This window comes from Falsirhodobacter halotolerans (assembly GCF_022899245.1).
Lineage (GTDB): Bacteria > Pseudomonadota > Alphaproteobacteria > Rhodobacterales > Rhodobacteraceae > Falsirhodobacter > Falsirhodobacter halotolerans.
In genome coordinates this window covers 751,096-764,536 of the sequence record NZ_JALJAZ010000001.1, presented here as the reverse complement: position 1 = coordinate 764,536, position 13,441 = coordinate 751,096, and the positions used below count along the sequence as shown (strand labels likewise).

Sequence of the window (13,441 nt, the reverse complement as noted above, 5' to 3'; positions counted from 1 at the left end):
GTCAGAACTCCACCCCCGCCTGCGCCTTGATCCCGTCGCGGAAGGGATGCTTCACCGCCGTCATCTCGGTCACCAGATCCGCCGCCTCGATCACCTCGGGCTTCGCGTTCCGCCCGGTCAGCACCACATGCGTCATGGGGGGTTTGGCGGCCAGAACCGCCAGCACCTCCGCCACGTCCAGATAGTCGTAGCGCAGCGCGATGTTGATCTCGTCCAGCACCACCATGCGGATCGCGGGGTCGGCGATCAGCGCGCGGGCCTTGGCCCATCCGGCCTGCGCCGCCGCGATGTCGCGCGCGCGGTCCTGCGTTTCCCAGGTGAAGCCTTCGCCCATGGCGTGAAACTGCACCAGATCGCCGAAATGGCCGGTCAGCAGACGCCGCTCGCCCGTGTCCCACGCGCCCTTGATGAACTGCACCACCGCGCAGGGCATTCCATGCGCCACGCAGCGCAGCACCATCCCGAAGGCGGAGGAGCTTTTGCCCTTGCCCGGCCCGGTATGCACGATCACCAGCCCCTTCTCGCCCGTCTTGCCCTCCATCATGCGGTCACGGGCGGCCTTGATCTTCGCCTTCTTCTCGGCATGGCGGTCGTTGTCCATCATGGCCCCCTCGGCTTGACATTCCATGGGCAAGCGCGCCATCTGGACGCGCGCTGGTTCCTGTTCCTAGAACAGGCCAAGAGGGAATGCGAGACCGATCGCAGCCGCCCCCGCGACCGTGACCGGAAAGGTCCGTCCAACGCCACTGGGACACCGGGAAGGCGGACGGCCCGTTGGGGAAACCCTGAATCCGCAAGCCGGGAGACCTGCCAGCGCATGAGAACGGGCGAACGGGGTGTGTCGCGACCGGAATGCACGTGGCCCTTGGCCGCGTCGTTTCGTCATGCGCCCCTTGAAAGGAACGATATGACGGTCACGCTTCTGGTCTGCACCACCTGCAAGGGCCGCGATCCCTCGGCCGAACCGCGTCAGGGCGCGCAACTGCGCGACGCGCTGGCGGCGGGCGATGTCGCGGTGCGCGGGGTGGAATGCCTGTCCGCCTGTTCGGGCGGCTGTGCCGTCGCCCTGCAGGCTCCCGGCAAATGGACCTATGTCTATGGCCAGATGACACCCGAGGACGCCCCCGACATTCTGGACGGGGCCGCGAAATACGCGGCTTCGGACGACGGCGTCGTGCCCTGGCGCGACCGCCCGCTGATTTTCCGCAAACGCGTCATCGCACGCATCCCTTCGTTCGAGGTGTCTTCATGACCGATCTGGCAAAAATCCCCGTCACCGTGATCACGGGCTTTCTGGGCAGCGGCAAGACGACGCTGATCCGCCATCTTCTTGCGCATCCGCAGGGAAAACGGCTGGCCGTGCTGGTCAACGAATTCGGCACGGTCGGCGTCGATGGCGACATCCTGCGCGCCTGCGCCGATGAGAATTGCCCCGAGGAAAACATCGTCGAACTGGCGAATGGCTGCATCTGCTGCACCGTGGCCGACGATTTCATCCCGACGATCGAGGCGCTCTTGGCCATGCCCACGCGCCCCGACCACATTCTGATCGAAACCTCTGGCCTTGCCCTGCCGAAACCCTTGCTGAAGGCGTTCGACTGGCCCGCGATCCGGTCGAAGATCACCGTGGACGGCGTGATCGCGCTGGCCGATGCCGAGGCGGTGGCCGCCGGTCGGTTTGCCCCCGACGTGGACGCCGTGCAGGCGCAGCGCGCGGCGGATGACAGCCTCGATCACGACACGCCCTTGGCCGAGGTGTTCGAGGACCAGATCGCCTGCGCCGACATCGTCCTTTTGACCAAGGCCGACCTTGCGGGCACAGACGGTCTGGACGCGGCCCGCGCGGCGATCCTGGCCGAGGCGCCGCGCCCCCTGCCGATGATCGCGGTGACCGAAGGCACGATCGACCCCACGCTGATCCTTGGTCTGGGTGCTGCGGCGGAGGACGACCTTGCCGCCCGCCCCAGCCACCATGACGGGGCGGACGATCACGAACACGACGATTTCGACACCGTGGTCATCGACCTGCCCGAAATCGCCGACCCCGAGGATCTGGCCACCCGCATCCGCCGTTTGGCGCGCGAGCAGGAAATCCTGCGGGTCAAGGGCCATGTCGCCGTCGCGGGCAAACCGATGCGCCTTCTGGTGCAGGCGGTGGGCGAGCGTGTGCGCCACCAGTATGACCGCCCGTGGGGGGCCGACCGCCGCTCCGCCCTTGTGGTCATTGCCGAACACGACCACATCGACCCCGCCGCCATCCGCAAGGTTCTTCTGGACTGACATGCACGTCGTCTTCCGCGAACAGCACGGTCTGGACGAGACCGCGACCCCCTTCGATCCCGGCCAGACGGCGGCGGATCTGGTGGTGCTGTCGTTTTCCGACAGCGATCTGGGCGCGTTCGCGGCGGGCTGGCATCGCGGCGGCACCCTTCCCAGCCTGCGCCTGTGCAACCTGATCGCGCTGAAACATCCCGTCTCGGTCGATCAATATGCCGAGACGGTGCTCTCCGGGGCGAAGGCGGTTCTTGTCCGCCTGATCGGGGGGGAGGCCTATTGGCCCTATGGCCTCGCCACCCTTCAGGACATGGCGCGGCGACGGGGTATCGCCCTGGCCGTCCTGCCTGCCGACGGGCGGGAGGATGCGCGGCTGGATGCGATCTCCACCCTGCCCATCGGGACGCTGCGGCGGTTGCAGGCCCTGTGCGATGCGGGGGGCGAGGTGGCGGCAGAGGCCGCGCTGGCCCAGCTTGCCTTGGCGGCGGGGCTTTACGCCGGGCCGGTGGCCGGGGCAAAGACCGTGCCGCAGATGGGCTTCTGGTGCCCCGAGGGCGGGATCATCGGCCCGCAAGACGGTGTGCCCGTGGTGTTCTATCGCAGTTACCTGACCGCCGCCGACACCGAACCGGTCGCCGCGCTGATCCGGGCGCTGCGGGCGCGGGGGGTGGACAGCTATGGCGTCTTCGCCCCATCGTTGAAGACGGCGGGGGTGGCGGACTGGATGCGCGACCACCTGGCCGCACATGCCCCGGCGGCGATCCTGAACGCGACCGCGTTTTCCGCGCGCGACGCCGATGGCCGAACCCCCTTCGACGCGTCGGACGCGCCGGTGTTTCAGGTGGCGCTGTCCACCGCGCGGCGCAAGGATTGGCTGGCGTCTGAGCGCGGGTTGTCGCCTTCGGACCTGGCAATGCATGTCGTGCTGCCCGAGGTGGATGGCCGCATCTTTGCCGGCGTCGCCAGTTTCAAGCAGCCCAGCCCCCGCGATCCGGATCTGCAATATTCCCGCTTCGCCCACCGCCCCGAGCCCGAGCGGATCGACGCGATCGCCGACCGTGTCCTGGCCTGGACGCGTCTGCGTCAAAGGGGGCGCGTGGCGCTGATCCTGTCCACCTATCCCGGACGCGCGCATCAGGACGCACATGCCGTTGGGCTGGACGCGCTGGCCTCGGCGCAGGCGATCCTGTCGGATCTGGCGGCGGCGGGCTATGACATCGGCCCGCCCGAACGCAGCACGGTCACTTGGCCGCTGGCGGAGTATCGCGCGGCCCTGTCCACCCTGCCGCAACGTCTGCGCGATGATCTGGCGGCGGCGTGGGGCGATCCCGTGCGCGATCCCATATTCCACGTCACGCGCCACGGCGCGGCGCTGGTGGCGCTGCAACCCGAACGCGGCACGCCCGACACCCGGGCGGATGCGTATCACGACCTGACACGCGTGCCGAGCCATGACTATGTGGCGTTCTATCTCTGGCTGCGCGGGCAGGCCGACGCGCTGGTGCATGTGGGCGCGCATGGCACGCTGGAATGGCTGCCCGGCAAGTCGGTCGCCCTGTCCGACGCCTGCTGGCCCGAGGCGCTGACCGGGGCGATGCCCGTCATCTATCCCTTCATCGTGAACGATCCGGGCGAGGCGGCGCAGGCCCGCCGCCGCATCGGCGCCGTGACGCTGGGCCACCTGCCCCCGCCCCTGACCACCGCCGCCCTGCCGGAATCCTTGGCGCATCTGGAACGGCTGCTCGACGAATACTCCACCGCCGACGGCCTTGATCCCGCCCGCCGCACCCGCCTCATCGCGGATATCCGGGCCGAGGCACGCGCCGCGGGGGTGGAGGAAGACCTTGCCATCCCGCGACACGCCAGCGCGGCAGAGGCGATCCCCCAAATCGACCGTTTCGTCTGCGACCTGAAGGAAAGCCGCTTCGGCGAAGGGCTGCATATCTATGGCCGGGGCGCGTGCGGCGCGCAGGAACGCGACGGGCTGCTGGCCGCGCTGGCGGGCCGTCGCGTGGCGGCGGGGCCCTCCGGCTCGCCCGCGCGGGGACGGTCGGACGTGCTGCCCACCGGGCGCAACCTGTTCGCGACCGACCCCCGCGCCGTGCCCACCCCCGCCGCCCATGCCCAAGGCGTGCGTCTGGCCGAAGAGCTGCTGCGCCGCCACCTTCAGGACCATGGCGACTGGCCGCAGGGTCTGGTGGTGGACCTGTGGGGCAGCGCCACGATGCGCACGGCGGGCGAGGATTTCGCCATGGCCCTGCATCTGGCCGGCCTCGCCCCCACATGGACCGATGGGCGCGTGACGGGATACGAGATCATCCCCCCCGCGCTGCTGGACCGCCCGCGCATCGACGTGACCCTGCGCGTCTCGGGCCTGTTCCGCGACATCTTCCCCGGTCTGGCGCAGATGTTCCAGGCGGGGGCGGAGGCGTTGGCGATGCGGGAGGATGCGGGCCCCTATGCCGACCGGACGGCGCGGGTGTTCGGCCCCCGCCCCGCCAGCTACGGCCTCGGGATGGACCCGAACCCCGAGTTTACCGACGCCGCGCGCGAGGCCGCCGGGGCCGCATGGCTGCGCGCGTCGGAATGGGCGATCGGCACGGATGGGGAAAGCCGCCGCGACCGCGCGGGGCTGGAAGCGCGTCTGGCCACCACCGACAGCTTCGTTCACGCGCAGGATCTGGCGGAAAGCGATCTGCTGCTGGCCACCGACTATGCCGCGCATGAGGCGGGGCCCGCCGCCGCCCTGCACGCGCTGGGCCACGACGCGCCCGCGCTCTATCACCTCGACAACACCGATCCCGCATCCCCCCGCGCCCGCCTTCTGACCGAAGAGATCTCCCGCGTGGTCCGCGCCCGTGCGGCGAACCCCGTCTGGACACGCGGAATGATGGCCCACGGCTTTCGCGGCGCGGCGGAAATCGTGGCCACGGGGGAAAACATGGCCGCCTTCGCCCATCTGGCGGGGGCGGTGCCGTCGCATCTGTTCGACCTCTATCACGACGCGACGCTGGGCGATGCCGACGTGACCGCGTTTCTTGAAAGCGCCAATCCGCAGGCCCTGGCCGCGCTGCGCGATCTGTTCCGCAGGTTGGCCGAGGCGGGGTTGTGGCACACGCGGCGCAATTCCATCGCGGTGACGCTGTGATCCGCGGCTGGTGCCCCACCGCGCTGCGCCCCATGATGTCGGGCGACGGGCTTCTGGTGCGGTTGCGCCCCCCCGGCGGGCGGCTGACGGCGGCGCAAGGCGCGGCGGTGGCCGATGTGGCGCGGCGCTTCGGCAATGGCCGGATGGACCTGTCCTCGCGCGCCGGGCTGCAGATCCGGGGCGTGACCGAGGACACCCACCCCCCTCTGATCGAGGCGCTGCGCGATGCGGGGCTGGTGGTGGACGCCTCGCCCGTTCTGGCCGCCCCCTTCGCCCCCGACCCGATGGAGGCGACGCTGACCACGGCCCTGGCGGATCTGTCTTTGCCGCCGAAATTCGGCGTCGTGCTGGATCGCGGGGCGGTGCGCGTCATGGCCGACACCCCCGCCGATATCCGGTTGGAGGGCGATCTGGTCCGCGCCGATGGCCAGCCGTTGGGACGGCGCGGCGGGGCGGAGACGGTGCGCGCGCTGGCCGAATGGTTCCTGACGACGGGCGCGAAACGGATGCGGGATGTCACACCGCCGCCGCATCTTGCGGGGGACATCGCGCCGCCGCCTGCGACGGTGCCCGCGCTTGGGGCCCATCCCCACGGCACACTTGTCGGCCTGCCCTTCGGCGAACTGACCCCCGACACGCTGGTGGCCTTGGGCGAGGTTGTTCTGACCCCGTGGCGGGCCTTGTTCCTGCCCTGCCGCACCGCCCCGGACCGGCCCGATCTGATCCTGTCCGACGCCGATCCCCTGCGCCGGGTCGTGGCCTGCCCCGGCGCGCCCGCCTGCGCGCAGGGCCACGCGCCCACGCGCCCCTTGGCCCGGGCGCTGGCGGCGCGGGTGCAAGGCACGCTCCACATCTCCGGCTGCGCCAAGGGTTGCGCCCGCCCGCGCGATCCGGCAACGACCCTTGTGGCCTTACCGGACGGGTTCGGGTTGATTCCGTTCGGTCGCGCCTCGGACCCACCGCAGCGTCGTGGTCTTCCGCCCGACGCCTGCATCACACTCCTCGGGGGCACGAATGCCGCACAGCTATGAAACCGACGGCGCGGCGATCTATGCCCAAAGCTTCGCCACCATCCGGGCCGAGGCCGATCTGACCCGCTTCACCCCCGAGGAGGAGCCGGTCGTCGTCCGCATGATCCACGCGGCGGGGCTGGTGGGGCTTGAGGCGGATGTGCGGTTCACCCCCGGCATGGCCGTCGCCGCCCGCGCGGCACTGTCGAACGGCGCGCCGATCCTGTGCGACGCGCGGATGGTCAGCGAGGGCATCACCCGCCCGCGCCTGCCGGCAGAGAACGCCGTCATCTGCACACTGCACGATCCGTCGGTCCCCGACATGGCGCGCCAAATGGGCAACACCCGCTCCGCCGCGGCGGTGGAGCTGTGGCGGCCCCATCTCGCGGGCGCGGTCGTGGCGATCGGCAACGCGCCGACCGCGCTGTTCCACCTTCTGAACATGCTGGAAGACCCCGCCTGCCCGCGCCCCGCCGCGATCATCGGCTGTCCCGTGGGCTTCGTGGGGGCGGCGGAATCCAAGGAGGCGCTGATGGCCGCCCCCCCATGCCCCGCGGTGATCGTGCGGGGGCGGCTTGGCGGATCGGCCATCACCGTCGCCGCCGTCAACGCCTTGGCGAGCCGCAAGGAATGAGCGGTCGCGTCATCTGCACGGGCCTTGGCCCCGGCGATCCCGACCTGATGTCGGTCCGCGCCGACCGCCTGATCCGGGGCGCGCGGCATGTGGCCTTTTTTCGCAAGGCGGGGCGGGCCGGACAGGCGCGGCGGATCGTGGAGGGGATGCTGGCCGAGGGCGTCACCGAACACGCGATGGAATATCCGGTGACGACCGAGATCCCGGTCGACCACCCCGATTACAACGCCTGCCTGGCCGCCTTCTATGACACATGGGCCGTGCGACTGGACGCGATCGCCAAGACTCAGGACGTGATCGTCCTGTGCGAGGGGGATCCGTTTTTCTATGGCAGTTTCATGCACTTGCATTCGCGTCTTCAGGCAGAGGTCGAAGTCGTTCCCGGCATTCCGGGCATGTCCGGCTGCTGGACCGCGACCGGGGTGCCGATCACTTGGGGCGACGATGTGCTGACGGTCCTGACCGGCACCCTGCCCGAGGAGGATCTGGCCCGCCGCGCCGCCGACACCGATGCGCTGGTGGTGATGAAGACGGGCCGCCACCTGCCGAAGATCCGGCGTGCGCTGGCCGCCGCCGGTCGGCTGGATGCGGCCTGGCTGGTGGAGCGCGGGACGATGCCCACGCAGCGCGTGGCCCGGCTGGCCGAGGTGGCGGGCGACGACTGCCCCTATTTCGCCATCGTCCTTGTCCACGGCCAAGGCCGCCGCCCGGTGTCGGCATGACCGGCTGGCTGCGGATCGCAGGCCTCGGGCCGGGGGCGGAGGGCATGGTCACGCCCGAGGTGACTGCCGCGCTGGCCGACGCCACGGACGTGGTGGGCTACATCCCCTATGTCGCGCGCATCGCCCCCCGCGCCGGTCTGACCCTGCATCCCAGCGACAACCGGGTGGAGGCGGAGCGCGCCCGCCACGCGCTGGACATGGCGGCGGCGGGGCGGCGGGTGGTCGTCGTCTCCTCCGGCGATCCGGGGGTATTCGCCATGGCCAGCGCCGTGTTCGAGGTGGCAGAGACCGAGCCTGCATTCCACACTCTCGACATTGCCGTCCTGCCCGGCATCACCGCGATGCTGGCGGCCGCAGCGGCGGCGGGGGCCCCCCTCGGGCACGATTTCTGCGCGATCAACCTGTCGGACAATCTGAAACCGTGGTCCCTGATCGAACGCCGCCTGCGTGCGGGGGTCGAGGGGGACTTCGCCATGGCCTTCTACAATCCACGGTCCAAGGCGCGCCCCGAGGGGTTCGCGCGGGTTCTGGACCTGCTGCGGGATCTGTGCGGCTCCGACCGGCTGATCACCTTCGCCCGCGCCGTCTCCACCCCCGACCAGAGCTTGCGAACCGTCACCCTTGCGGAGGCCACGCCGCAGATGGCCGACATGCGGACCGTCGTTCTTCTGGGCAACCGCGCCACGCGCCGGGCGGGGCGTTGGGTCTATACCCCCCGGGGGGTGTCATGAAGCCAGCGCATCGCCGCCTCCACCGTCCGCATCACAGGGCGCGGGGGGAGGACGGGCCGGTCGATCAGGATCAGCCGCAGGCCCAGCGCCACGCTCGCGTCGATCTTGGCGCGCGCCCCCTCGCCGCCCGCGTTCTTGGCGACGACGATCTCGGTCCCGTGGGCGCGCAGCATGGCGATGTCGCGTTCCACCGCGAACGGGCCACGGTCGATCACCACATCGGCATCGGGCAGCGGTTGGGGCAGATCTTCGACCAGCCGCACCAGCCAGCGATGGCGCAGATGGGCGAAGGCGGGCAGGTTCTGACGCCCGATGGCAAGGAACACGCGCGCCGGTGCCTCTGGCAGGGCCGCGACTGCCCCCTCCATATCCGGCACGCGCTGCGCGGGCACATCCCAGGCCGGGCGTTCCAGCGCGATCAGCGGCACGCCCATGGCGGTGCAGGCGGCGACGGCGTTCGCGCTGATCCGGTCGGCAAAGGGGTGCGTCGCGTCGATCACATGGGTGAACCCGCCCGTCCGCAGAAACGCGCCCAAGCCCTCGGCCCCGCCGAAGCCGCCCGTCCGCACCGCCACCGGCGGCACCCATGGCACCGCCGTCCGCCCGGCATAGCTGTAGAGCGTGTCGGTCCCCGCCAAAGCCTCGGCCATGCGCCGCGCCTCGGTCGTGCCGCCCAGAAGAAGGATGCGCGTCATGTCTGACCCTTGGCTGACGATCGTCGGTATCGGCGAAGATGGACCGGATGGCCTGCCCCCCGCAAGCCGTGCGGCGCTGGACCGGGCCGAGGTCATCTTCGGCGGCCCACGGCATCTGGCGCTGGCGGGCGCGCGCGGGCGGCCGTGGCCGGTTCCGTTCAGCGTGACCCCCGTTCTGGCCGAACGGGGGCGGCGGGTGGTGGTCCTCGCCTCGGGCGATCCGTTCTGGCACGGGGCGGGCGCGGGTCTGGCCGCGGCGCTGGAGCGTCACGAATGGCGGGCGATCCCCGCCCCCTCCACCCCGTCGCTGATGGCGGCGCGGTTGGGATGGCGGTTGGAGGAAGTGGCGGTGATGGGCCTGCACGCCGCGCCGTTCGCCCGCCTGCGCCCCCTTTTGACGCGCGGCGGCCGTGTGATCGTGACGCTGCGCGACGGGGCGGCGGCGACAGAGCTGGCCGATTGGCTGACGGTGCAGGGGCACGGCCCCTCCCGCATCTGGCTGGGCGAGGCGCTTGGCGGCCCGCGGGAGCGGATCACCGAGACGACCGCCAGCGACGGCATCACCGATGCCCGCGCCCCCTGCATTCTGGCGATCGAGGCGGCAGGGTCGGGGTTCCTGCCCCGCGTGGCCGGTCTGAACGACGCGCTGTTCGCCCATGACGGCCAGATCACCAAGGCCCCGATCCGCGCGATGACCCTTGCCGCGCTGTCCCCCCGCGCGGGCGAGCATCTGTGGGATATCGGCGCGGGGTCCGGCTCGGTCGCGGTGGAATGGTGTCTGGCGGGCGGCACGGCGGTGGCGGTGGAGGTGCGGGAGGACCGGGCCCGGAACATCCGCGCCAACGCCCGCGCCTTCGGGGTGGATCACCGCCTGACGGTTCTGGAAGGTGCGGCGCCGGAGACATTGCCGGATACCGCCCCCGCCGCGATTTTCATCGGCGGAGGTTTTTCCGATACGCTTCTGGCCGCCCTGCCCGCTGCCCGTTTGGTGATCAACGCCGTCACGCTGGAGACGGAGGCGCGGCTGATCGCGCTGCATGGCGAACGCGGCGGACGGCTGATGCGCGTCGGGATCGAGACGGCGGCCCCGCTGGGACAGGGGCGCGGCTGGACGCCGTCCCGGCCGCTGGTGCAATGGTGCTGCCCATGATCGTTGCGGGCCTTGGATTTCGCCGCGACGTGACGGTGGACGACCTGCGCGCGGCGCTGGCGGGGGTTCACGCCGACGCGGTGGCGACGGTGGACAGCAAGATCGCCCCCCTGCATGGCCTCGGCCTGCCGGTCATCGCCATTTCCCGCGCGGTTCTGGCGCGGCAGGTCACGCCGACGGACAGCGCGGCATCGCGCGCGCGGCACTGCACAGGCTCGGTGGCCGAGGCGGCCGCCCTTGCCGCGCTTGGCCCCGAGGCGCGGCTGCTTGGCCCCCGCCGCATCATCGACGGGCGCATCACGCTGGCCTTGGCGGAAGGAGATCCCGCATGACCGTCCATTTCATCGGTGCAGGCCCCGGCGCCCCCGATCTTCTGACCCTGCGCGGACGGGATCTGATCGCCGCCTGCCCCGTCTGCCTTTATGCCGGATCGCTGGTGCCCGAAGGGGTTCTCGCCCATTGCCCCCCCGGCGCGCGGATCGTGAACACCGCGCCGCTCAGCCTTGACGACATCATGGCCGAGATCGGGGCGGCCCATGCCGTAGGCCACAATGTCGCCCGCCTGCATTCGGGCGATCTGTCGATCTGGTCGGCGATGGGGGAACAGCTTCGCCGCCTGCGCGATCTTGGCATCCCCTATGACATCACGCCGGGGGTTCCGTCCTTTGCCGCCGCCGCGGCGACCCTTGGGGCGGAACTGACCCTGCCCGGTCAGGCGCAGTCGGTCGTGCTGACCCGCACCTCGGGCCGCGCCACCGCCATGCCGGAGGGGGAGAGCCTTGCCGCCTTTGCCGCGACCGGCGCGGTTCTGGCGGTGCATCTGTCGATCCACGTCCTGCCGCGTGTGGTGGCCGAATGCCTGCCCCATTACGGCCCCGATTGCCCCGCCGCCATCGTCTGGCGGGCAAGCTGGCCCGAGGAACGGGTGGTCCGCGCCACGCTTGCGACGTTGGAGACGGCGGCGATGGGCGGGCCGGAGCGGACGGCGCTGATCCTGATCGGGCGGACGCTGGCCGCCGAAGGGTTCGGTGAAAGCCGCCTTTACGCCCCCGATTATGACCGGCGCTTCCGGTGAGGGGGCTGATCATCTCCGCCCCCGCCTCCGGGTCGGGGAAGACGACGGTGATGCTGGGGCTGGCCCGCGCGCTGAGCGGGGCCGGTGTGGCGGTGCAGGCTTTCAAAAGCGGACCGGACTATATCGACCCCGCCTTTCACCGCGCGGCCACCGGGCGGGCGTCGTGGAACCTTGACACATGGGCCATGGGGCGGGACCGGATCGCGTCCCTGATCCATGGCGGCGATGGCGCGATCGCGCTGGCCGAAGGGTCGATGGGCCTGTTCGACGGTGTGGCGACGGCGGGGCTGTCGGGCACGGGGGCGACGGCGGATCTGGCGGCGCTGACCGGCTGGCCGGTGGTGGTGGTGCTGGACGCCTCGGGTCAGGCGCAGACGACGGCGGCGGTGGCGCGGGGGCTGGCCACCTTTCGCGACGGGGTGACGGTGGCGGGCGTGATCCTGAACCGCGTCGCCAGCCCCCGACATGAGGCGCTGATCCGCGCCGGCATGGCCGAGGCGGGGCTTGCGGTCTTCGGCTGCCTGCCCCGCAACGCCGCCACCGAATTGCCCGAACGGCATCTGGGCTTGGTGCAAGCCGAGGAGACCGGCGATCTGGACGCCCGGCTGGACGCGCTTGCGGATCTTGCGCGCGCGTATCTGGATCTTGCGGCGTTGCAGGGTGCGGCCCGCCCCTGTTCCCTGCCCCCCGCGACGGTCCCGCCGGTGCCGCCGCCCGCCGAACGGATCGCCTTGGCCCGCGATGCGGCGTTCTCCTTCATCTACCCCCACCTGATCGCGGGATGGCGGGCGATGGGGGCGACGATCCTGCCCTTCTCGCCCCTGGCGGACGAGGCACCCGATCCGACCGCCACCGCCTGCTGGCTGCCCGGCGGATACCCCGAACTGCACGCCGCGCGACTGGCCGACTGCGCCACGTTCCGCGACGGGTTGGCGGCATTCGCCGCCACGCGCCCGGTGCATGGCGAATGCGGCGGATACATGGCGATGGGGGCGGGGCTGGTCGCGGCGGATGGCACACGGCACCGGATGGCCGGGCTTCTGGGGCTGGAGACCAGCTTTGCCAAACGTCGCATGCATCTGGGCTACCGCGTGGCGGAACTGGATGCGCCCCACCTGCCGCCCCGCGCGCGGGGCCACGAGTTCCACTATGCCACGATCCTGTCGCAGCCCGACGCACCGCTGGCGCAGGTGTGGGACGCGACCGGCGCGGGCGTGCCGGAAACCGGATCGCGGCGGGGCCAGGCCACCGGCACCTTCTTTCACCTGATCGGGGAAGACGCATGACGGTGTCCTTCGTTTCGGCCGGGCCGGGCGATCCCGAGCTGCTGACGCTCAAGGCCGTGGCGCGCTTGCAGGCGGCGGATGTGGTGCTGTTCGACGACCTCGCCTCCGGTCCGGTGCTGGGCCATGCGCGGGCGGGGGCGGACCTGATTGCGGTCGGCAAGCGCGCGGGCCGCGTGTCGATGAAGCAGGATCACATCAGCCGCCTGCTGGTCGATCACGCCCGCACCGGGGCGCGGGTCGTGCGGCTGAAATCCGGCGATGCAGGCCTGTTCGGGCGGCTGGAGGAGGAGATCGCCGCTCTGACCGCCGCCGGAATCGGATACGAGATCGTGCCCGGCGTCCCCTCGGCACTGGCCGCCGCCGCCGCCGCGGGCATCCCGCTGACCCGCCGCACCACCGCGCGGCGGGTGCAGTTCGTGACCGGGGCGGGCCTTGACGGCGATCTGCCGCCGGGGCTGAACTGGCCCGCGCTGGCCGATCCCGCCGCCGTGACGGTGCTGTTCATGGGGCGCCGGACCTTCCCCGCCTTTGCCGCGCGTCTTATGGCCGCAGGAATGCCCCCCGAAACCCCGGCCCTGTTGGCCGAAAGCGTTGGTCACCCTGAACAATCCCTGTCCCGCCATTCGATTTCCGGGCTTGCGGCCTTGCTTGCCGATGCCCCGGCGGGCAATCTTCCGACGCTTGTCCTTTATGGGGCGTTGGCGGAAGGGGAGTGA

14 protein-coding genes and 1 riboswitch are annotated in these 13,441 nt (G+C 71.2%); of the genes, 12 read left to right on the top strand and 2 right to left on the bottom strand.

Going from position 1 to position 13,441, the window contains the following annotated elements; genetic code table 11:
• Position 1: 1 nt before the first annotated feature.
• On the bottom strand, positions 2–604 hold the full coding sequence (gene cobO, locus MU449_RS04070) for a cob(I)yrinic acid a,c-diamide adenosyltransferase (RefSeq protein ID WP_244736731.1): 603 nt from the start codon (positions 602–604) through the stop codon (positions 2–4).
• A 34-nt stretch (positions 605–638) separates the two neighbouring features.
• Positions 639–829, top strand: a riboswitch (cobalamin riboswitch).
• Positions 830–907: 78 nt separating this feature from the next.
• Between cobO and MU449_RS04065 the strand changes: the two genes are divergently transcribed.
• Genes MU449_RS04065 through cobJ form a run of 7 tightly spaced genes read left to right on the top strand, consistent with a single transcriptional unit; the run spans position 908 to position 8,519 of the window.
• Positions 908–1,252, top strand: a complete 345-nt coding sequence (locus tag MU449_RS04065) for a DUF1636 family protein (RefSeq protein WP_244736730.1) — start codon at positions 908–910, stop codon at positions 1,250–1,252.
• Entirely contained in the window at positions 1,249–2,280 is a 1,032-nt protein-coding gene (gene cobW, locus MU449_RS04060) for a cobalamin biosynthesis protein CobW (protein ID WP_244736729.1), read from the top strand. Before MU449_RS04065 ends, cobW begins: the two co-directional genes overlap by 4 nt.
• 1 nt (position 2,281) lies before the next feature.
• Entirely contained in the window at positions 2,282–5,422 is a 3,141-nt protein-coding gene (gene cobN, locus MU449_RS04055) for a cobaltochelatase subunit CobN (RefSeq protein WP_244736728.1), read from the top strand.
• Complete coding sequence (locus MU449_RS04050; RefSeq protein ID WP_244736727.1) at positions 5,419–6,453, top strand: hypothetical protein; 1,035 nt, start codon at positions 5,419–5,421, stop codon at positions 6,451–6,453. Before cobN ends, MU449_RS04050 begins: the two co-directional genes overlap by 4 nt.
• Positions 6,437–7,066, top strand: a complete 630-nt coding sequence (locus tag MU449_RS04045) for a precorrin-8X methylmutase (protein ID WP_244736726.1) — start codon at positions 6,437–6,439, stop codon at positions 7,064–7,066. The genes MU449_RS04050 and MU449_RS04045 overlap by 17 nt, the downstream gene beginning before the upstream one ends.
• Positions 7,063–7,788 carry a precorrin-2 C(20)-methyltransferase gene (locus MU449_RS04040; RefSeq protein WP_244736725.1) on the top strand — a complete coding sequence of 242 codons (726 nt, stop codon included), beginning with the start codon at positions 7,063–7,065 and terminating at the stop codon, positions 7,786–7,788. The genes MU449_RS04045 and MU449_RS04040 overlap by 4 nt, the downstream gene beginning before the upstream one ends.
• Positions 7,785–8,519, top strand: coding sequence for a precorrin-3B C(17)-methyltransferase (cobJ, locus tag MU449_RS04035; RefSeq protein WP_244736724.1), 735 nt, complete (start codon positions 7,785–7,787; stop codon positions 8,517–8,519). The genes MU449_RS04040 and cobJ overlap by 4 nt, the downstream gene beginning before the upstream one ends.
• Here the strand turns inward: cobJ and MU449_RS04030 are convergent.
• Entirely contained in the window at positions 8,495–9,214 is a 720-nt protein-coding gene (locus tag MU449_RS04030) for a cobalt-precorrin-6A reductase (protein ID WP_244736723.1), read from the bottom strand. The genes cobJ and MU449_RS04030 overlap by 25 nt on opposite strands.
• Between MU449_RS04030 and cbiE the strand changes: the two genes are divergently transcribed.
• Genes cbiE through cobA form a run of 5 tightly spaced genes read left to right on the top strand, consistent with a single transcriptional unit; the run spans position 9,213 to position 13,441 of the window.
• On the top strand, positions 9,213–10,364 hold the full coding sequence (gene cbiE / locus MU449_RS04025) for a precorrin-6y C5,15-methyltransferase (decarboxylating) subunit CbiE (RefSeq protein ID WP_244736722.1): 1,152 nt from the start codon (positions 9,213–9,215) through the stop codon (positions 10,362–10,364). The two genes, MU449_RS04030 and cbiE, sit on opposite strands and share 2 nt — an antisense overlap.
• On the top strand, positions 10,361–10,696 hold the full coding sequence (locus MU449_RS04020; protein WP_244736721.1) for a cobalamin biosynthesis protein: 336 nt from the start codon (positions 10,361–10,363) through the stop codon (positions 10,694–10,696). The genes cbiE and MU449_RS04020 overlap by 4 nt, the downstream gene beginning before the upstream one ends.
• A complete protein-coding gene (cobM, locus tag MU449_RS04015) occupies positions 10,693–11,439 on the top strand; it encodes a precorrin-4 C(11)-methyltransferase (protein ID WP_244736720.1) in 747 nt (248 codons plus the stop codon). The genes MU449_RS04020 and cobM overlap by 4 nt, the downstream gene beginning before the upstream one ends.
• Positions 11,436–12,725 carry a cobyrinic acid a,c-diamide synthase CobB gene (locus MU449_RS04010; RefSeq protein ID WP_244736719.1) on the top strand — a complete coding sequence of 430 codons (1,290 nt, stop codon included), beginning with the start codon at positions 11,436–11,438 and terminating at the stop codon, positions 12,723–12,725. The genes cobM and MU449_RS04010 overlap by 4 nt, the downstream gene beginning before the upstream one ends.
• Entirely contained in the window at positions 12,722–13,441 is a 720-nt protein-coding gene (gene cobA / locus MU449_RS04005) for a uroporphyrinogen-III C-methyltransferase (protein ID WP_244736718.1), read from the top strand. The genes MU449_RS04010 and cobA overlap by 4 nt, the downstream gene beginning before the upstream one ends.